This window comes from Pseudomonas fluorescens, assembly GCF_041354075.1.
GTDB lineage: Bacteria > Pseudomonadota > Gammaproteobacteria > Pseudomonadales > Pseudomonadaceae > Aquipseudomonas > Aquipseudomonas fluorescens_CE.
The window spans coordinates 258,091-277,659 of the sequence record NZ_JARZGC010000005.1 but is presented as its reverse complement, the minus strand read 5'-3'; the positions used below and the strand labels follow the sequence as shown (position 1 = coordinate 277,659).

At 61.8% G+C, this 19,569-nt stretch carries 16 protein-coding genes; 10 read left to right on the top strand and 6 right to left on the bottom strand.

Features of this window, described 5'->3' with window-relative positions:
- Positions 1–12: 12 nt before the first annotated feature.
- From frr to rpsB, 4 genes are all read right to left on the bottom strand, one after another.
- Complete coding sequence (gene frr / locus QIW53_RS09135; RefSeq protein ID WP_371049312.1) at positions 13–570, bottom strand: ribosome recycling factor; 558 nt, start codon at positions 568–570, stop codon at positions 13–15.
- Positions 567–1,310 carry a UMP kinase gene (gene pyrH / locus QIW53_RS09130; RefSeq protein ID WP_003198235.1) on the bottom strand — a complete coding sequence of 248 codons (744 nt, stop codon included), beginning with the start codon at positions 1,308–1,310 and terminating at the stop codon, positions 567–569. The genes frr and pyrH overlap by 4 nt, the downstream gene beginning before the upstream one ends.
- A gap of 208 nt (positions 1,311–1,518) precedes the next feature.
- The gene (gene tsf, locus QIW53_RS09125; protein WP_371049311.1) at positions 1,519–2,382 is read right to left on the bottom strand and encodes a translation elongation factor Ts; all 864 of its coding nucleotides are present in this window, start codon (positions 2,380–2,382) and stop codon (positions 1,519–1,521) included.
- Positions 2,383–2,572: 190 nt separating this feature from the next.
- A complete protein-coding gene (rpsB, locus tag QIW53_RS09120; protein ID WP_371049310.1) occupies positions 2,573–3,310 on the bottom strand; it encodes a 30S ribosomal protein S2 in 738 nt (245 codons plus the stop codon).
- A 372-nt stretch (positions 3,311–3,682) separates the two neighbouring features.
- Between rpsB and map the strand changes: the two genes are divergently transcribed.
- The 3 genes from map (at position 3,683) to dapC (ending at position 8,598) form a co-directional block, all read left to right on the top strand.
- The gene (gene map, locus QIW53_RS09115; protein WP_371049309.1) at positions 3,683–4,465 is read left to right on the top strand and encodes a type I methionyl aminopeptidase; all 783 of its coding nucleotides are present in this window, start codon (positions 3,683–3,685) and stop codon (positions 4,463–4,465) included.
- Between the two features lie 71 nt (positions 4,466–4,536).
- Positions 4,537–7,239, top strand: coding sequence for a [protein-PII] uridylyltransferase (locus QIW53_RS09110; RefSeq protein WP_371049308.1), 2,703 nt, complete (start codon positions 4,537–4,539; stop codon positions 7,237–7,239).
- Between the two features lie 159 nt (positions 7,240–7,398).
- Entirely contained in the window at positions 7,399–8,598 is a 1,200-nt protein-coding gene (gene dapC, locus QIW53_RS09105; protein ID WP_371049307.1) for a succinyldiaminopimelate transaminase, read from the top strand.
- Positions 8,599–8,622: 24 nt separating this feature from the next.
- On the opposite strand, the gene QIW53_RS09100 is transcribed toward dapC, so the two are convergent.
- On the bottom strand, positions 8,623–10,254 hold the full coding sequence (locus tag QIW53_RS09100; RefSeq protein ID WP_371049306.1) for a Na+/H+ antiporter: 1,632 nt from the start codon (positions 10,252–10,254) through the stop codon (positions 8,623–8,625).
- 255 nt (positions 10,255–10,509) lie between these two features.
- Here QIW53_RS09100 and QIW53_RS09095 point away from each other — a divergent pair, with 255 nt between their 5' ends.
- The 4 genes from QIW53_RS09095 to QIW53_RS09080 all read left to right on the top strand — a co-directional run bounded on the left by QIW53_RS09095 (position 10,510) and on the right by QIW53_RS09080 (position 13,643).
- Positions 10,510–10,818: an arsenate reductase gene (locus tag QIW53_RS09095; RefSeq protein WP_371049378.1), complete on the top strand. Its 309-nt coding sequence runs from the start codon at positions 10,510–10,512 to the stop codon at positions 10,816–10,818.
- Between the two features lie 30 nt (positions 10,819–10,848).
- Positions 10,849–11,883 carry a 2,3,4,5-tetrahydropyridine-2,6-dicarboxylate N-succinyltransferase gene (gene dapD, locus QIW53_RS09090; RefSeq protein WP_371049304.1) on the top strand — a complete coding sequence of 345 codons (1,035 nt, stop codon included), beginning with the start codon at positions 10,849–10,851 and terminating at the stop codon, positions 11,881–11,883.
- 153 nt (positions 11,884–12,036) lie between these two features.
- On the top strand, positions 12,037–13,242 hold the full coding sequence (locus QIW53_RS09085) for an aminotransferase class V-fold PLP-dependent enzyme (RefSeq protein WP_371049303.1): 1,206 nt from the start codon (positions 12,037–12,039) through the stop codon (positions 13,240–13,242).
- Positions 13,239–13,643 (top strand): SufE family protein, encoded by a 405-nt coding sequence (locus tag QIW53_RS09080; RefSeq protein ID WP_371049302.1) that lies wholly within the window; start codon positions 13,239–13,241, stop codon positions 13,641–13,643. Before QIW53_RS09085 ends, QIW53_RS09080 begins: the two co-directional genes overlap by 4 nt.
- Before the next feature lie 90 nt (positions 13,644–13,733).
- Here the strand turns inward: QIW53_RS09080 and tcdA are convergent, their stop codons facing one another.
- On the bottom strand, positions 13,734–14,546 hold the full coding sequence (gene tcdA / locus QIW53_RS09075) for a tRNA cyclic N6-threonylcarbamoyladenosine(37) synthase TcdA (RefSeq protein WP_371049301.1): 813 nt from the start codon (positions 14,544–14,546) through the stop codon (positions 13,734–13,736).
- A gap of 219 nt (positions 14,547–14,765) precedes the next feature.
- Here tcdA and QIW53_RS09070 point away from each other — a divergent pair, with 219 nt between their 5' ends.
- From QIW53_RS09070 to QIW53_RS09060, 3 genes are all read left to right on the top strand, one after another.
- The gene (locus tag QIW53_RS09070; RefSeq protein ID WP_371049300.1) at positions 14,766–17,357 is read left to right on the top strand and encodes a glycosyltransferase; all 2,592 of its coding nucleotides are present in this window, start codon (positions 14,766–14,768) and stop codon (positions 17,355–17,357) included.
- Positions 17,358–17,575: 218 nt separating this feature from the next.
- Positions 17,576–18,727 carry a succinyl-diaminopimelate desuccinylase gene (dapE, locus tag QIW53_RS09065; RefSeq protein WP_371049299.1) on the top strand — a complete coding sequence of 384 codons (1,152 nt, stop codon included), beginning with the start codon at positions 17,576–17,578 and terminating at the stop codon, positions 18,725–18,727.
- Entirely contained in the window at positions 18,727–19,536 is an 810-nt protein-coding gene (locus QIW53_RS09060) for a putative RNA methyltransferase (protein ID WP_371049297.1), read from the top strand. Before dapE ends, QIW53_RS09060 begins: the two co-directional genes overlap by 1 nt.
- The last annotated feature ends 33 nt before the right edge of the window (positions 19,537–19,569 follow it).

Genomic DNA, 19,569 nt, shown 5'->3' with positions numbered 1-19,569 from the left:
AAAAAGCGACCCTTAAACGGCCATCAGGTCTTTTTCTTTCTGCGCCAGGTTGGCGTCAATGGTGGCCACGAACTTCTTGGTCAGCTCGTCGATCTCGCCCGTGGCGCGACGCTCTTCGTCCTCGCTGATTTCCTTTTCCTTGACCAGGTCCTTGAGCTGGCTGTTGGCGTCGCGACGAATGTTGCGAACGGCCACGCGAGCATCTTCGGCCACATCACGAGCCTGCTTGGTGAAGCCCTTGCGGGTCTCCTCGGTCAGGGCCGGCATGGAAATCAGTAGCAACTCGCCCAGGTTGGTCGGGTTGAGGTTCAAGCCTGCGCTACCGATCGCCTTGTCGACAGCACCGAGCATGTTGCGCTCGAAGGCGACGACTTGCAGGGTACGGGCGTCCTTGACGGTGATGTTCGCCACTTGCTTGATCGGGGTATCGGTACCGTAGTAAGGCACCATCACGCCCTCCAGGATGCTCGGGTGCGCCTGGCCGGTACGGATGCGGCCGAAGTTGTGCGACAGCGATTCCACGGACTTCTGCATGCGCTCTTGAGCGTCTTTCTTGATTTCGTTGATCATTGTTGAACTTCCTCGATCAGGGTGCCTTCAGCGCCGCCATGCACGATGTTCAGCAGGGCGCCGGGTTTGTTCATGTTAAATACGCGCAACGGCATCTTGTGGTCGCGGCACAGGCAAATAGCCGTCAGATCCATCACGCCCAGCTTGCGATCCAGTACTTCATCGTAGGTCAGATGATCGAACTTCTCGGCATGCGGGTCCTTGAATGGATCGGCAGTGTAGACGCCATCGACCTTGGTCGCCTTCAACACCACGTCGGCATCGATTTCGATCGCACGCAGGCAGGCTGCGGAATCCGTGGTAAAGAACGGATTGCCGGTACCAGCCGCGAAGATCACGACTTCCTTGGAATTGAGGTGGCGCATGGCCTTGCGACGGTCGTAATGGTCGGTCACGCCAACCATTGAAATGGCCGACATCACGATGGCCGAGATATTGGCACGTTCCAGCGCGTCGCGCATGGCCAGGGCGTTCATCACAGTGGCCAGCATGCCCATGTGGTCGCCTGTTACCCGATCCATGCCCGCTGCGCTCAGTGCAGCGCCACGGAACAGGTTGCCGCCACCGATCACCAGACCGACCTGAACGCCGATGCCGACCAGTTGGCCGACTTCCAGCGCCATGCGATCCAGAACTTTCGGATCGATCCCGAACTCTTCCGAGCCCATCAGGGCCTCGCCGCTAAGCTTGAGTAGAATGCGTTTATAGCGAGCCTGATAACCACTGCCCTGCTGAGCCATTGCGAATCTCTCCTGCGGCGTATTGAAAATTCTTTGCGAGCTGTTTTCAGCTGGCTGTTTACACTTGTTGGCGCTGCTTCAGCGCCATCGGAACATGGCTTTGTAAGCCAGTTCCAAAGGGAAACCAATTAAAATTTGGCTCCCCATCTGAAAAGAGGCTGCGCGCGTAAGCGGGCAGCCTCTTCTGGGCGACAGTTGAAAAACCGTCTTACTGCTTGGCAGCAGCCAGTTGTGCGGCAACTTCTTCAGCGAAGTTGTCAACTGGCTTCTCGATGCCTTCGCCAACCTTGAAGTAGGTGAAGGAAACGATTTCAGCACCGGCTTTCTTGGCCAGAGCACCAACAGTCAGCTCAGGGTTCATTACGAAGGCTTGCTCAACCAGACTGGCTTCGGCCAGGAACTTGGTGATACGACCAGCGATCATCTTCTCGACGATTTCGGCTGGCTTGCCTTTCATCTTGTCTTCGTTCAGTTGCAGGAAGACGCCCTTCTCGCGCTCGATGGCTTCTGGCGAAACCTGCGAAGGCAGCAGGAACTCAGGGTTGCTGGCCGCCACGTGCATGGCGATTTCCTTGGCCAGTTGGACGTCGCCGCCCTTCAGGACAACAGCAACACCGATCTTGTTACCGTGCAGGTAGGTGCCGACCACGTCACCTTCAACGCGAACCAGGCGACGGATGTTGACGTTTTCGCCAACTTTGGCCACGAGGGCTTCACGAGCCGATTCCTGAGCGGCGATCAGCGGAGCTGCGTCGGTCAGTTTGTCAGCGAAGGCTTTTTCCACGCTGGCAGCAACGAAGTTCTTGAAGTCGTCTTGCAGGGCCAGGAAGTCGGTCTGCGAGTTGACTTCCAGCAGCACGGCTGCCTTGTCGTCGGCCTTGATGGCGATAGCGCCTTCAGCGGCAACGTTGCCAGCCTTTTTAGCAGCCTTGATGGCGCCCGAAGCGCGCATGTCATCAATGGCTTTTTCGATGTCGCCGCCAGCCTTTTCCAAGGCCTTTTTGCAATCCATCATGCCTTCGCCGGTACGTTCGCGCAGTTCTTTAACCAACGCTGCAGTAATTGCTGCCATTTCAAATTCCTCTTGGATAGGTTTTCAACCATTCCACCCGATCGAACGGGCGTTCAATTCTTCCCGAACCACCGTTGATAGCTGCCACACATGACAAACAGGACAGCGGGCGCGGACAAACGGTTTTCGAGGTGGCAAAAAGGGGGCCAAGCCCCCTTTTTGCTTACTGAGTCAACGCCAGGGGCGTCAATTACTCAGCTGCAGCGGCCGGAGCTTCTTCAACGAAAACTTCGGTGCCGCCAGAAACGTTGTTGCGACCACGGATGACAGCGTCAGCCATCGAACCCATGTACAGCTGGATGGCGCGAATGGCGTCATCGTTGCCTGGGATGATGTAGTCAACGCCTTCCGGGCTGCTGTTGGTATCGACAACGCCGATAACCGGGATGCCCAGCTTGTTGGCTTCGGTGATCGCGATGCGCTCGTGGTCAACGTCGATAACGAACAGAGCGTCTGGCAGACCGCCCATGTCCTTGATACCGCCCAGCGAACGATCCAGCTTCTCAAGATCGCGAGTGCGCATCAGCGCTTCTTTCTTGGTCAGCTTGGCGAAAGTACCGTCTTCGGCTTGTACTTCAAGGTCACGCAGACGCTTGATGGAAGCACGGATGGTCTTGAAGTTGGTCAGCATGCCGCCCAACCAGCGGTGATCGACGTACGGCGAACCGCAACGTGCTGCTTCTTCAGCAACGATCTTGCCAGCGGAACGCTTGGTGCCGACGAACAGAATCTTGTTTTTGCCCTGGGCCAGGCGCTCTACGAAGGTCAGTGCTTCGTTGAACATCGGCAGGGTTTTTTCAAGGTTGATGATGTGGATCTTGTTGCGCGCGCCGAAAATGTATTTACCCATTTTCGGGTTCCAGTAACGGGTCTGGTGACCGAAGTGCACACCGGCCTTCAGCATATCGCGCATGTTGACTTGGGACATGATAGTTCCTTAATAAGTCGGGTTTGGCCTCCACGTATCCCAATGACCAACCAGCAGCATCAGCTGAAGGCACCCAGGTCATCGTGTCGACACGTGTGTGGATTTAAGCCTTTCGGGGTATCCCCGGAAAGCGGCGCATTTTATATCACAAGGCTTGCCAAAACGGAACCCGGATTGTCGATTCCTGACACACTGCCTCTCGCAAGCCCTTGGAAACGCGCAGGAATGCGCCTATCTATAGAGAGAAGCGATGCACAGACGCTCAGGTTTGCGCCGATCGTCTGTTAGAATCGCGTTTTTCAGGGCGGCGAACATCATCGCACACTGCCCATTCCGTGTTAGCAAGCGCCATCGAGCGCAGAGAGAGCCTGTATGACCGTCACCCTCAAAACCCCCGAGGACATCGCAAAAATGCGTGTCGCCGGCAAACTGGCCGCCGATGTGCTGGAAATGATTGCCGAACATGTCAAGCCGGGCGTGACCACCGAAGAACTGGACCGCATCTGCCACGACTACATCGTCAATGTGCAGCAAGCCATTCCCGCCCCGCTCAACTACAAGGGCTACCCGAAGTCGATCTGCACCTCGATCAACCACGTGGTCTGCCATGGCATCCCCAACGAGAAGCCGTTGAAGGATGGCGACACGCTGAACATCGACGTGACCGTCATCAAGGACGGCTACCACGGCGATACCAGCCGCATGTTCCACGTGGGCACCGTGCCCGTGTGGGCCGAGCGTCTGTCGCAAGTCACCCAGGAATGCATGTACAAGGCCATCGAGATCGTCAAGCCCGGCTGCCGCCTGGGCGACATCGGTGAAGTCATCCAGAAGCACGCGGAAAAGAACGGCTTCTCGGTGGTCCGCGAGTTCTGCGGCCACGGCATTGGCAAGGTGTTCCACGAAGAGCCGCAGATCCTGCATTACGGCCGTGCCGGCACCGGCATGGAACTGCAAGCCGGCATGACGTTCACCATCGAGCCGATGATCAACCAGGGCAAGGCCGACACCAAGGTGCTGGGCGATGGCTGGACCGCGATCACCAAGGACCGCAAGCTCTCGGCGCAGTGGGAACACACCCTGGTGGTGACCGAAACCGGCTACGAGATCTTCACCCTGCGCAGCGATGACACCATCCCTCGCGTCTCGGCCTGATCTGCACCCACGGCGCGCAGCTTCAATAGACAGCCTTTATAGAAAGCTTTTATAGAAAGGAAAGCCAATCGATGCCGCAGGTGGACCCCGAACTCTTCGACCGTGGCCAGTTCCAGGCAGAACTGGCCCTGAAGGCCAGCCCTATCGCGGCCTTCAAGAAGGCCATCCGCCAGGCCCGGGAAGTGCTCGACGGGCGCTTTCGCGCAGGCCGGGAGATACGTCGGCTGATCGAGGATCGCGCCTGGTTCGTCGACAACATCCTGCAAAAGGCCTGGGAACAGTTCGACTGGAGTGAAGATGCCGATATCGCGCTGGTCGCGGTGGGCGGCTACGGTCGCGGCGAGCTGCACCCCTATTCCGACATCGATCTGCTGATCCTGCTGGACAGTGCCGATCACGAAGTTTTCCGCGATTCCATCGAGCGCTTCCTGACGCTGCTGTGGGACATTGGCCTGGAAGTCGGTCAGAGCGTTCGCTCCGTCGACGAGTGCGCCGTGGAGGCCCGTGCCGACCTGACGGTGATCACCAACCTGATGGAAAGCCGCACCATCGCAGGCCCCGAGCGCCTGCGCCAGCGCATGCTGGACGTCACCAGCACCGAACACATGTGGCCGAGCAAGGAGTTCTTCCTGGCCAAGCACGCCGAACAGAAGGCCCGCCACCACAAGTACTTCGACACCGAATACAACCTTGAACCCAACGTCAAAGGCTCGCCTGGCGGGCTGCGGGACATCCAGACCATCCTGTGGGTGGCCCGGCGCCAATACGGCACCCTGAACCTGCGGGCACTGGCCGGCGAAGGTTTCCTGGTGGAAAGCGAAAACGCCTTGCTGGCCTCCTCCCAGGAATTCCTGTGGAAAGTGCGCTACGCGCTGCACATGCTCGCCGGCCGCGCCGAAGACCGCCTGCTGTTCGATCACCAGCGCACCATCGCCAAGCTGCTGGGGTTCGAAGGCGACGACGCCAAGCAGGCCATCGAAAACTTCATGCAGCAGTATTACCGGGTGGTGATGAGCATCGCCCAGCTCAGCGACCTGATCATCCAGCACTTCGAGGAAGTGATCCTCGCGCCGGAAGACGAGACACCGCCACAGCCGATCAACTCGCGATTCCAACTGCACGACGGCTACATCGAGGCACGCAACGACAACGTGTTCCGGCGCACGCCGTTCGCCATGCTGGAAATCTTCGTATTGATGGCCCAGCAGCCCGAGATCAAGGGCGTGCGCGCCGATACCATTCGCCTGCTGCGGGAAAACCGTCACCTGATCGACGATGATTTCCGCAACGACATTCGCAACACCAGCCTGTTCATCGAGCTCTTCAAGTGCAAGATCGGTATCCACCGCAACCTGCGGCGGATGAACCGCTACGGCATTCTCGGGCGTTATCTGCCGGAGTTCGGCTTCATCGTCGGGCAGATGCAGCACGACCTGTTCCACATCTACACGGTCGACGCCCACACCCTGAACCTGATCAAACACCTGCGCAAATTGCAGTACACCCAGGTGTCGGAAAAATTCCCGCTGGCCAGCAAGCTCATGGGCAAGCTGCCCAAGCCCGAGCTGATCTACCTCGCCGGCCTGTACCACGACATCGGCAAGGGCCGGCACGGCGACCACTCGGAAATCGGCGCGGTGGACGCCGAGGCCTTTTGCCAGCGCCACCAACTGCCGGTCTGGGACAGTCGCCTGATCGTCTGGCTGGTGCAAAACCACCTGGTGATGTCGACCACCGCCCAGCGCAAGGACCTGTCCGACCCGCAGGTGATCCACGACTTCGCCCAGGCCGTCGGTGACGAAACCCACCTCGACTACCTGTACGTGCTGACCGTTGCCGACATCAACGCCACCAACCCGACGCTGTGGAACTCCTGGCGCGCGAGCCTGTTGCGCCAGCTCTACACCGAGACCAAGCGCGCCTTGCGTCGCGGCCTGGAAAACCCGGTGGATCGCGAAGAGCAGATCCGCCAGACCCAGAGCGCCGCCCTCGACATCCTCGTACGCGGCGGCACCGACCCGGACGACGTCGAGCAGTTGTGGGCGCAGTTGGGTGACGACTATTTCCTGCGCCACACAGCGGGCGATGTTGCCTGGCACACCGATGCGATCCTGCAGCAGCCGGCCGACGGCGGTCCGCTGGTGCTGATCAAGGAAACCACCCAGCGCGAGTTCGAGGGTGGCACCCAGATCTTCATCTACGCGCCGGACCAGCACGACTTCTTCGCCGTGACCGTGGCCGCGATGGACCAGTTGAACCTGAACATCCACGACGCCCGGGTCATCACCTCGTCCAGCCAGTTCACCCTCGACACCTACATCGTGCTCGACACCGACGGCGACTCGATCGGCAACAATCCGGCGCGGGTCCAGCAGATTCGCGACGGCTTGACCGAAGCCCTGCGCAATCCGGACGATTACCCCACCATCATCCAGCGCCGGGTGCCCCGCCAGCTCAAGCATTTTGCCTTCGCGCCCCAGGTCACGATCCACAACGACGCCCAGCGACCCGTCACCGTACTGGAACTCAGCGCCCCGGATCGCCCTGGTCTGCTGGCGCGGATCGGCACGATTTTCCTCGAGTTCGACCTGTCGCTGCAGAACGCCAAGATTGCGACCCTCGGCGAACGGGTGGAAGACGTGTTCTTCATCACCGACGCCCACAACCAGCCGCTGTCCGATCCATTGCTGTGCAGCCGCCTGCAGGACGCGATTGTCGAGCAACTGAGTGTCAATCAGGAACCCGATATCAAGTTGTCGCGTATCAGCATCTGACTTTAAGACCGCCCAGCTCCATCCTGTAGGAGCGAGCATGCTCGCGATGGTCGTTAACGATAATGCGGGGCATCTGATAGCCCCCGTTGCCTGAACCAGCATCGCGAGCATGCTCGCTCCTCCAGGAAAGGGGGCCATGCCATAGAACGAGATCTACCGATGAACAACGCCTTGTCCCAGCTGCAGCCCTACCCCTTCGAGAAGCTCCGCGCCCTGCTCGGCAGCGTCACGCCCAACCCGGACAAGCGGCCGATCGCCCTGTCCATCGGCGAGCCGAAGCACCGTTCACCGAGCTTCGTCGCGGAAGCCCTGGCCAGCAACCTGGAAAAAATGGCGGTGTACCCGACCACTCTCGGCATCCCCGAGTTGCGTGAAGCCATCGCCGCCTGGTGCGAGCGCCGCTTCAACGTGCCTGCTGGCTGGCTCGACCCGGCGCGCAACGTGCTGCCGGTCAATGGCACCCGCGAGGCGTTGTTCGCCTTCACCCAGACCGTGGTCAATCGTGGCGACGACGCGCTGGTGGTCAGCCCCAACCCCTTCTATCAGATCTACGAAGGGGCCGCGTTCCTCGCGGGCGCGAAACCGCATTACCTGCCCTGCCTGGACGAGAACGGCTTCAACCCGGATTTCGACGCGGTACCGGCGGACATCTGGAAGCGCTGCCAGATCCTGTTCCTGTGCTCGCCGGGCAACCCGACCGGCGCACTGATCCCGCTCGACACCCTGAAAAAACTGATCGCCCTGGCCGATGAACACGACTTCGTGATTGCTGCGGATGAGTGCTACAGCGAGCTGTATTTCGACGAACAGACCCCGCCACCCGGCCTGCTCAGCGCCTGCGCGGAACTGGGTCGCCAGGACTTCAAGCGCTGCGTGGTGTTCCACAGCCTGTCCAAGCGCTCCAACCTGCCCGGCCTGCGTTCCGGGTTCGTGGCGGGCGATGCCGAGGTGCTCAAGGGTTTCCTGTTGTATCGCACCTACCACGGCTGCGCGATGCCGGTGCAGACACAGCTGGCCAGCGTGGCCGCCTGGAACGACGAGGTGCACGTGCGCGCCAACCGTGCGCTGTACCGCGAAAAGTTCGACGCCGTACTCAACATCCTCAGCCCGGTGCTGGACGTGCAGCGCCCGGACGGCAGCTTCTACCTGTGGCCGAATGTCGCCGGGGACGATGCCGCCTTCTGCCGCGACCTGTTCGAACAGGAGCACGTCACCGTTGTGCCGGGTTCCTACCTGTCGCGGGATGTCGACGGCGTCAACCCGGGCGCCGGGCGCGTGCGCATGGCGCTGGTTGCACCGCTGGCCGAGTGCGTCGAAGCGGCGGAGCGCATTCGCGATTTTATCCAGCGTCGCAAGTAACACGCCCCCCGTGTTGGGGCCGGGTTATTTGACCTGCCCCAGCTTGGCCTCGCTCAGGTCCAGTTCCGCCAGTACCTCACGCAATACGTCATCACCGATCTGGTGATGACGACTCAGCCGGTACAACTCCAGACGCTGCGCCCGCAGCGCATTCAAGCGCAGGCGCCGCTCCAGCAAGTCCATCTGAAACGCCAGCGCCTGGGCTTCCGCCGAATCGTTGAACACGTCCAGTTGATGCCGATACTCGGACATGATCCGCGCCTTCAGTTCAGCCGCCAAGGCTGCTTCGGCTGCGTCCTGGGGCTTGGCCTCTTCGCCTTCGAGCGCATGAATCGCCGCTTCGGCGGTTTTGCGCCAGGCGTCGCGGACTTCGTTGCGACGCTGGTCATCCGGGCTCTTTTCGATGCCGCGCAGCAACAAGGGCAAGGCGATACAGGCGGCGATCAATGACAGCAGGATGACCCCGGCCGCAATGAAGATCAGCAGGTCGCGCTCGGGGAATGCCGCGCCCGCCATCAGCATGGGCACGGACAACACACCCGCCAGCGTCACCGCACCGCGCACGCCGCCGACCGTCAGCAACCAGCACGAACGCGCAGTGGGCACGCTGACCATCTCGCTTTTGCCGCGCCAGCGCCTCAGCCAACCGGACAAGCGCCAGATGCTCTGCACCCAGACGAAGCGCAACACCAGCAGCACCAGGAAAATCGCGACAACGTCGAAGCAGCGGAAGAGAAGGGTCGGCCACACCGAGGCTTCATCAGTGACCACCGCCTTGATGATGTCCGGCAGTTGCAGGCCGAGCAGCAGGAAGATCAGGCCGTTGAAGGCAAACTCCAGCAACGACCAGACGCTGCGGTTGAGCAACCGGGTGCTGGTCTGGCGCGGCAACAGGTCGAGCCAGCTCTGCATCATCCCCGCCGCGACCGCCGACAGAATGCCCGACGCGCCCAATCGCTCGGCCAGCACGTAGGCGGCGAACGGCAGGATCAGCATGAACACCACGTGAGTCGCCGGATCATCCCAGCCACGGGCGATCATCCACGAGCGCAAGCGGCCGACCAACCAGCTCAGCGCCACTCCAACGGCGAGACCGCCGACGGCCACCAGCACGAACGTGACACTGGCGTCGGCCAGCGAGAACACCCCGGTCAGCGCCGCTACCAGGGCGAACTTGAACGTCACCAGGCCTGAGGCGTCGTTCATCAAGGCCTCGCCCTGCAGCATATGCATCAAAGGCGTCGGCAAGCGGTTCTGGGCTATCGCCGACACGGCCACGGCATCGGTGGGTGACAACACCGCCGCCAGGGCGAAGGCGACCGGCAGCGGAATCGTCGGCAACAGCCAATGAATGAAGTATCCGGCACCCACCACGGTAAACAGCACCAGGCCAACGGCCAGGGTCAGGATCGGGCCCCTGAGACGCCAGAACTCTCGCTTGGGCATGCGCCAGCCATCGGAGAACAGCAGCGGCGGCAGGAACAGGAAAAGAAACAATTCCGGGTCCAGCGCCACGTGCAGCCCCAGGGTCGGCCACGCCAGCAAGGCGCCGGCGGTGATCTGCACCAGCGGCAGGGGTAACGGAATCACCCGTCCGACCAGGCGGGAAACGCTGACCAGCATCAGCAGGATCAGGACGGTGTAAGCGGTTTGCATAAAGCGGAATTCCCGGACAATCGACAGCATTGAAGCGCCATATTAGCGGCTTAGACTAAGGTCTGACCGTTACACCAATGTCGCAGGTTTATTTGCTGCATGACTAAAACACGTCCAGACCCACCACGAACGCCGCGAAACCGTCCAGTCATGGCATAATCTTTCACCTTTTTCTCCAGCACCTGTAAAGGGGGCAATTCCTTGACCGTTTCAAGTAAAACGTTGCACCTTTTCGGCATCAAAGCCTGCGACACCATGAAAAAGGCGCGCACCTGGCTTGATGAACACGCTGTCAGCTATGACTTCCATGATTACAAAACGGCCGGAATCGACCGTGAACACCTGAGCCGATGGTGCGATGAGCACGGCTGGCAAGTGGTGTTGAACCGTGCAGGCACGACCTTTCGCAAGCTCGACGACGAACGCAAAGCCGATCTCGACCAGTCGAAAGCCATCGAACTGATGCTCGCTCAACCCTCGATGATCAAGCGCCCGGTGCTCGATCTCGGTGACCGAACCCTGATTGGCTTCAAGCCAGATATCTACGCGGCAGCGCTCAAGTAAGCCCGCCCGTTCCTTTTTAGAGGTATTTACATGTCCACTACCCCCTTCAGCCTGGCCTTTGGTGTCGGCACTCAAAACCGTCAGGGCGCCTGGCTGGAAGTGTTTTACGCGCAGCCACTGCTCAACCCTTCGGCCGATCTGATTGCCGCCATCGCCCCGGTTCTGGGCTACACCGGCGGCAACCAGGCGATCGCGTTCACCAACACTCAAGCTTCGCAACTGGCTGAAGCCGTCAAGGCCGTGGATGCGACCCAGGCAGCCTTGCTGACCCGTCTGGCCGAGAGTCACAAGCCGCTGGTCGCGACCATTCTGGCCGAAGACGCTGCGCTGACCTCCACGCCCGAGGCTTACCTCAAGCTGCACCTGCTGTCCCATCGCCTGGTCAAGCCGCACGGCCTGAGCCTGGCGGGCGTATTCCCGTTGCTGCCTAACGTCGCGTGGACCAGCCAGGGCGCCATCGACCTCGCCGAGCTGGCCGAGCGTCAACTGGAAGCTCGCCTGCGCGGCGAACTGCTGGAAGTGTTCTCGGTGGACAAGTTCCCGAAAATGACCGACTACGTGGTGCCGGCCGGTGTGCGTATCGCTGACGCGGCACGTCTGCGCCTGGGTGCCTACGTGGGCGAAGGCACCACCGTGATGCACGAAGGTTTCATCAACTTCAATGCCGGCACCGAAGGCCCGGGCATGATCGAAGGCCGCGTCTCCGCTGGCGTGTTCGTCGGCAAGGGTTCGGACCTGGGCGGCGGCTGCTCGACCATGGGCACCCTGTCGGGCGGCGGCAACATCGTGATCAAGGTCGGCGAAGGCTGCCTGATCGGCGCCAATGCCGGTATCGGTATCCCGCTGGGCGACCGCAACACCGTGGAATCGGGCCTGTACGTGACCGCTGGAACCAAGGTGGCGCTGCTGGACGAGCACAACAATCTGGTCAAGGTGGTCAAGGCGCGCGAGCTGGCCGGTCAGACCGACCTGTTGTTCCGCCGCAACTCGGAAACCGGTGCAGTGGAATGCAAGACCCACAAATCGGCGATCGAGCTGAACGAAGCGCTGCACGCTCACAACTAAGCGACGCGCGATCGCTTTTGATCTCTGTAGGAGTGAGCATGCTCGCGAAGGTGGCACAGATGACGCGGGTGATCTGGTACCCCGCGTCATCGTTGACGACCATCGCGAGCATGCTCGCTCCTACAGGGGGCATACCCGTAAGGGCCCGATAGCATGATGATTCTCTCCCCCTGGCGCGCCGATTTTCCGGCTATCGCCGCGCTGCAACGGCAAGGCCAGACCTACCTGGACAACGCCGCCACCACGCAAAAACCCCAAGCCCTGATGGATGCCCTGGCGCACTACTACGCCAATGGCGCCGCCAACGTGCACCGCGCGCAGCATTTGCCCGGCGCGCATGCGACCCAGGCCTTCGAAGACAGCCGCCGCAAGGTCACCCAGTGGCTCAATGCCGGTGATGTCGGGCAGATCATCTTTACCCACGGCGCGACCTCCGCGCTGAACCTCCTGGCCTATGGCCTGGAGCACCTGTTCAATCCGGGCGATGAAATCGTCGTCAGCGCCCTGGAGCATCACGCCAATCTGCTGCCCTGGCAGCAACTGGCCCGGCGTCGCGAGGTGAAGCTGGTGATCCTGCCGCTGGATGACGACGGCTTGATCGACCTGGAGGCCGCCGGCTCGCTGATCGGTCCGCGGACCCGCTTACTGGCGGTCAGTCAGCTGTCCAACGTGCTCGGCGCCTGGCAGCCGTTGCCCACCTTGCTGGCGATGGCCAGGGCACAGGGCGCACTGACGGTGGTGGATGGCGCTCAAGGCGTGGTCCATGGCCGGCACGACGTGCAGGCCATGGCTTGCGATTTCTACGTGTTTTCCAGCCACAAGCTCTACGGCCCCGATGGCCTGGGCGTGCTGTTCGCTCGCGATGACGCGCTCGGTCAACTGCGTCACTGGCAGTTCGGCGGTGAAATGGTGCTCGATGCCGACTACCAGCACGCCCGTTTTCGCCCGGCGCCACTGGGATTCGAAGCGGGTACGCCGGCAGTCTCGAGCGTGATCGGTCTGGGCGCGACCCTGGATTACCTGGCCGGCCTTGATCCACACGCCGTCTCGGCCCACGAAGCGGCGCTGCACGACCGCCTGCTGAAAGGCCTCGAAGCGCGTGCCGGGGTTCGTCTGCTGGGCAAACCGCAACTGGCGCTGGCGAGTTTTGTGGTCGAGGGCGTGCATAACGCGGACCTCGCCCACTTGCTGACGGAACAGGGAATCGCCGTGCGCGCCGGTCACCATTGCGCCATGCCGTTGCTCAAAAGCTTCGAACTGGCTGGCGCCATCCGTGTGTCCCTGGCCCTTTACAACGATTCCGAGGACCTGGAGCGCTTTTTCCAGGCACTGGATCAGGCACTGGAACTGCTGCGATGAACCTGCCTGCGGATGCCGTGATGGCGCTGGAAACTTTCCACAACGCCGCCGGATGGGAACAGCGGGCGCGCCTGCTGATGCAATGGGGCGAGCGCTTGCCGCCACTGAGCGAGGCGCAGAGGATCGACGCCAATCGCGTGCACGGTTGTGAAAGCCAGGTGTGGCTGGTGGGTGCGTTGCACGACGGTCACTGGCAGTTTGCGGCGAGCAGCGATGCGCGTTTGATCCGTGGGTTGGTGGCGCTGTTGCTGGCGCGGGTCAACGGGTTGTCGGCGACTGAATTGCAGCAAGTGAATCTACCCGACTGGTTCAATCAACTGGGGCTGAGCCGGCAGTTGTCGCCTTCGCGCACTAACGGATTGACCGCGGTGCTTCAGCGGATGAATGAGTTGGCCCGTTAACCGCTATCGCGAGCAGGCTCGCTGCCACAGGAGCCCGCATTCCAAAGGTGGGAGCGAGCCTGCTCGCGATGTAGGCACCCACGGCAAGCGCTAGACCTCAGGTTTCACCCGATCCGCCGGCCGCCGCACCCCCGCCACGATCTTGTCCACCGCCTTGGTCGCCGCGACCATGCCGAACGTCGCCGTGACCATCATCACCGCGCCAAAGCCACCCGCGCAGTCGAGCTTCACGCCATCGCCGACAAAACTCTTCTGCAGGCATATGCTGCCATCGGGTTTGGGGTAGCGCAGTTGCTCGGTCGAGAACACGCACGGCACGCTGTAGTGACGGGTCACGGTGCGCGAGAAGCCGTAATCACGTCGCAAGGTCGAGCGCACTTTGGAGGCCAGCGGATCGTTGAACGTGCGGTTCAGGTCGCAGACCTGGATCAGCGTCGGGTCGATCTGCCCGCCGGCCCCGCCCGTGGTGATGATCTGAATCTTGCGGCGCTTGCACCAGGCGATCAGCGCCGCCTTGGCGTTGACGCTGTCGATGCAGTCGATCACGCAATCGATGTGCGGCGTGATGTAGTCGGCCATGGTTTCGCGGGTGACGAAATCCGCCACCGCGTGCACCCTGCAGTCCGGGTTGATCCCGCGCAGGCGCTCGGCCATGACTTCGACCTTGGGTTTGCCGACGGTACTGTCGAGCGCGTGCAGTTGCCGGTTGGCGTTGCTGACACAGACGTCGTCGAGGTCGAACAGCGAGATTTCGCCCACCCCGCACCGGGCCATGGCTTCCGCCGCCCAGGAACCGACGCCACCGACGCCAACGATCGCCACGTGGGCCGCGCGCAAACGCTCAAGGCCTTCGATGCCGTACAAACGGGCGATGCCTGCAAACCGTGGATCTTCTGTGCTCATGACCTTTACCCCAAAAACCGGCGCGCATTATAGGGCTTCGCGGCGGCAAGTTTTAAGCGGCAAGCGACAAGTGTTAGAACTAATGCGAAAGGCGATTGCCCAATGTCGGGTATTTCCCTGTCTGCTGTACGCCTTGGGAAAGCTCGTTGTAGGATGCGCGCCCTCTGGGTGCGACCCGTTCGACTCCTCGTTCCACAGCCTTTGGAACCCGAAAAAGCTATGTCATCGCGTAAATTTGGACTCAACCTGGTCGTGGTGCTCGCCATCGCAGCCTTGTTCACAGGCTTCTGGGCGCTGGTCAACCGCCCGGTCAGCGCCCCCAACTGGCCTGAACAGATCTCCGGCTTTTCCTACTCGCCGTTTCAGCAAGGCCAGTACCCGCAGAAAGAACAATACCCTGACGACGAGCAGATGCGTCGCGACCTGGAAATCATGAGCAAGCTGACGGACAACATCCGTACTTACTCGGTCGATGGCACTCTGCAAGACATCCCCAAGCTGGCCGAGGAGTTTGGCCTGCGGGTGACCCTTGGCATCTGGATCAGCCCGGATCAGGAACGCAACGAACGGGAAATCACCCGTGCCATCGAGATCGCCAACACGTCCCGCAGCGTCGTGCGCGTGGTGGTAGGCAACGAGGCCATCTTCCGCAAGGAAATCACTGCGGCAGAACTCAGCGTACTGCTCGATCGCGTACGCGCCGCCGTAAAAGTGCCGGTCACCACCTCCGAGCAATGGCACGTGTGGGAGGAGCACCCGGAACTGGCCAAACACGTGGACCTGATCGCCGCCCACGTCCTGCCCTACTGGGAGTTCATTCCCGTGGACAAGGCCGGCCAGTTCGTCCTCGACCGCGCCCGCGACTTGAAAAAGATGTTCCCGAAAAAACCGCTGCTGCTGTCCGAAGTCGGCTGGCCGAGCAATGGCCGCATGCGCGGCGGCGCCGATGCATCGCCCGCAGACCAGGCGATCTATTTGCGCACCCTGGTCAACAAACTCAACCGCCAGGGCTTCAACTACTTCGTGATCGAAGCCTTCGATCAGCCGTGGAAAGCCAGTGACGAAGGTTCTGTGGGCGCTTATTGGGGCGTGTACAACGCCGCCCGTCAGCAGAAATTCAACTTCGAAGGCCCGGTCGTCGCGATCCCGCAATGGCGCGCGCTGGCGGTCGGTTCCGTGGTGCTGGCGCTGTTATCGCTGACCCTGCTGATGATCGACGGCTCGGCCCTGCGCCAACGTGGCCGCATCTTCCTGACCTTCATCGCGTTTCTGTGCGGCTCGGTGCTGGTCTGGATCGGTTACGACTACAGCCTGCAATACAGCACGTGGTTCAGCCTGACGGTGGGGTTCCTGCTGGCCCTCGGCGCATTCGGGGTGTTCATCGTGTTGCTGACCGAGGCCCACGAACTGGCCGAGGCGGTGTGGATTCACAAACGGCGCCGGGAATTCCTGCCGGTGGAAGGTGATTCGAGTTACCGGCCGAAAGTGTCGATCCACGTCCCTTGCTACAACGAACCGCCGGAGATGGTGAAACAGACGCTCAACGCCCTGGCCAACCTCGACTATCCGGACTTCGAAGTCCTGATCATCGACAACAACACCAAGGACCCGGCGGTCTGGGAACCGGTGCGCGACTATTGCGAGACCCTTGGCCCACGCTTCAAGTTCTTCCACGTGGCGCCATTGGCCGGCTTCAAGGGCGGCGCTCTCAACTACCTGATTCCGCACACCGCCAAGGACGCCGAAGTGATTGCGGTCATCGACTCGGATTACTGCGTCGATCCGAACTGGCTCAAACACATGGTGCCGCACTTCGCCGACCCGAAAATCGCCGTGGTGCAGTCGCCGCAGGATTATCGCGATCAGAACGAAAGCACCTTCAAGAAGCTCTGCTACGCCGAATACAAAGGTTTCTTCCACATCGGCATGGTCACCCGCAACGACCGGGACGCGATCATCCAGCACGGCACCATGACCATGACCCGGCGCTCGGTGCTCGAAGAACTGGGCTGGGCCGACTGGTGCATCTGCGAGGACGCGGAGCTGGGCCTGCGGGTGTTCGAAAAAGGCCTGTCGGCGGCGTACTACCACACCAGCTACGGCAAGGGCCTGATGCCCGACACCTTCATCGACTTCAAGAAACAGCGGTTCCGCTGGGCCTATGGCGCGATCCAGATCATCAAGCGTCACACCGCCAGCCTGCTGCGCGGCAAGGACACCGAGCTGACCCGTGGCCAGCGTTATCACTTCCTCGCCGGCTGGTTGCCGTGGGTAGCGGACGGCATGAACATCTTCTTCACCGTGGGCGCACTGTTGTGGTCGGCGGCGATGATCATCGTGCCGCAGCGGGTCGACCCGCCGTTGCTGATTTTCGCGATCCCGCCCCTGGCGCTGTTCGTGTTCAAGGTCGGCAAGATCATCTTCCTGTACCGTCGCGCCGTGGGTGTGAACCTCAAGGATGCGTTCTGCGCCGCGCTGGCCGGGCTGGCGCTGTCCCACACCATCGCCAAGGCGGTGCTGTACGGGTTCTTCACCAGCAGCATTCCGTTCTTCCGTACGCCCAAGAATGCCGACAACCACGGCTTCTGGGTGGCGATTTCGGAAGCCCGGGAAGAGGTGTTCATCATGCTGCTGTTGTGGGGCGCGGCGCTGGGGATCTTCCTGGTGAACGGGCTGCCGAGCAACGACATGCGCTTCTGGGTGACCATGCTGCTGGTGCAGTCGCTGCCTTATGTGGCGGCGCTGATCATGGCGTTCCTGTCCTCGCTGCCGAAACCGGCGGCCGAGGTCGAGGCGGCACCGGCAGTCTAAATCTGTGCCTGCGGGCTAAACGGCGGCCAATGGCCGCCGTTTTGCTTTAAGATAACCGCCATTTTGCGGGGCGGACTGACCGACTCAAAACCTGTGGGAGCGGGCTTGCCCGCGAAAGCGGTGTGTCAGCCAACAGATTTGTTGATAGTTACACCGCCTTCGCGGGCAAGCCCGCTCCCACAGTAATCTTGCCCAAATTCAAGCTTCCGGAGTTTTCCATGACGGCCCACGCCGACCTTTCGCCGACCCTTCAACTCGCCATCGACCTGATCCGCCGCCCGTCCGTGACGCCGGTCGACGCCGACTGCCAGAAGCAGATGATGCAGCGCTTGGGCGATGCCGGTTTCCAACTGGAACCGATGCGCATCGAAGATGTGGATAACTTCTGGGCCACCCACGGCCGGCACGACGGTCCGGTCCTGTGCTTCGCCGGTCACACCGACGTGGTGCCGACCGGCCCGGTGGCCGCCTGGCAGATCGAGCCGTTCAACGCCGTCATCGACGAGCACGGCATGCTCTGCGGCCGTGGCGCGGCCGACATGAAAGGCAGCCTGGCCTCCATGACCGTGGCCGCCGAGCGTTTCGTCGCCGACTACCCGGACCACAAGGGCAAGGTCGCCTTCCTGATCACCAGCGACGAGGAAGGCCCGGCACACCATGGCACCAAAGCCGTGGTTGAACGCCTGGTGGCCCGCCAGGAACGCCTGGACTGGTGCATCGTCGGCGAACCGTCGAGCACCACTCTGGTCGGTGACGTGGTCAAGAACGGCCGTCGCGGTTCCCTCGGCGCCAAACTGACGGTGCGCGGCGTGCAAGGCCATGTGGCCTACCCGCACCTGGCGAAAAACCCGATCCACCTGGCCGCCCCGGCCTTGGCCGAACTGGCCGCCGAGCACTGGGACCACGGCAACGACTTCTTCCCGCCGACCAGCTTCCAGATTTCCAACCTCAATTCCGGCACCGGCGCGACCAACGTGATCCCGGGTGACCTGGTGGCGGTGTTCAACTTCCGCTTCTCCACCGAATCCACTGTCGAAGGCCTGCAGAAGCGCGTCGCCGACATCCTCGACAAGCATGGCCTGGACTGGCACATCGACTGGGCGCTGTCGGGCCTGCCGTTCCTGACCGAACCCGGCGCTCTGCTGGATGCGGTTTCGTCGAGCATCAAGGACATCACCGGGCGCGACACCCAGGCGTCCACCAGCGGTGGTACCTCCGACGGGCGCTTCATCGCGACCATGGGCACGCAAGTGGTCGAACTGGGACCGGTCAACGCGACGATCCACCAGGTCAACGAGCGCGTGCTGGCCGCCGACCTCGATGTGCTGACCGAAATCTACTACCAGACCCTCGTCAAGTTGCTCGCCTGATGCTCGCCTGTCCGATTTGCAGCGAGCCGCTGAACGCGGTAGACAACGGCGTGGCCTGCCCCGCCGGGCATCGTTTCGACCGTGCGCGCCAGGGTTACCTGAACCTGTTGCCGGTGCAGCACAAGAACAGCCGCGACCCTGGGGACAACCTGGCGATGGTCGAAGCCCGTCGCGACTTTCTCAATGCCGGCCATTACGCGCCGGTGGCCAGACGCCTGGCTGAGCTGGCCGCGCAGTACGCACCGCAACGCTGGCTGGACATCGGGTGTGGCGAGGGTTACTACACCGCGCAGATCGCCCAGGCCCTGCCCGATGCCGACGGTTATGCCCTGGACATTTCCCGCGAAGCGGTGAAACGGGCCTGCAAGCGTAACCCGACCCTGACCTGGTTGATCGCCAGCATGGCGCGGGTGCCGCTGGCGTCGGGCAGTTGCCAGTTTCTCGCCAGTGTCTTCAGCCCGCTGGACTGGGAAGAAGCCAAACGCCTGCTCAGCCCCGGCGGCAGTCTGATGAAGGTCGGCCCCACCAGCGGCCACCTGATGGAATTGCGCGAGCGCCTGTACGATGAAGTGCGCGAGTACACTGACGACAAGCACCTGGCCCTGGTGCCCGAAGGCATGGCACTCGCCCACAGCGAAACCCTGGAGTTCAAGCTGACGCTGACCAGCGGCCAGGACCGCGCCAACCTGCTGGCCATGACACCCCACGGCTGGCGCGCCAGTGCCGAGCGCCGGGCAGCGGTCATCGAACAGGCTGAACCGTTCGAGGTCACCGTGTCGATGCGTTACGATTACTTTGTACTTCAATAACATTGGGTCTTGAGCAACGCCTTGAGACCGCCT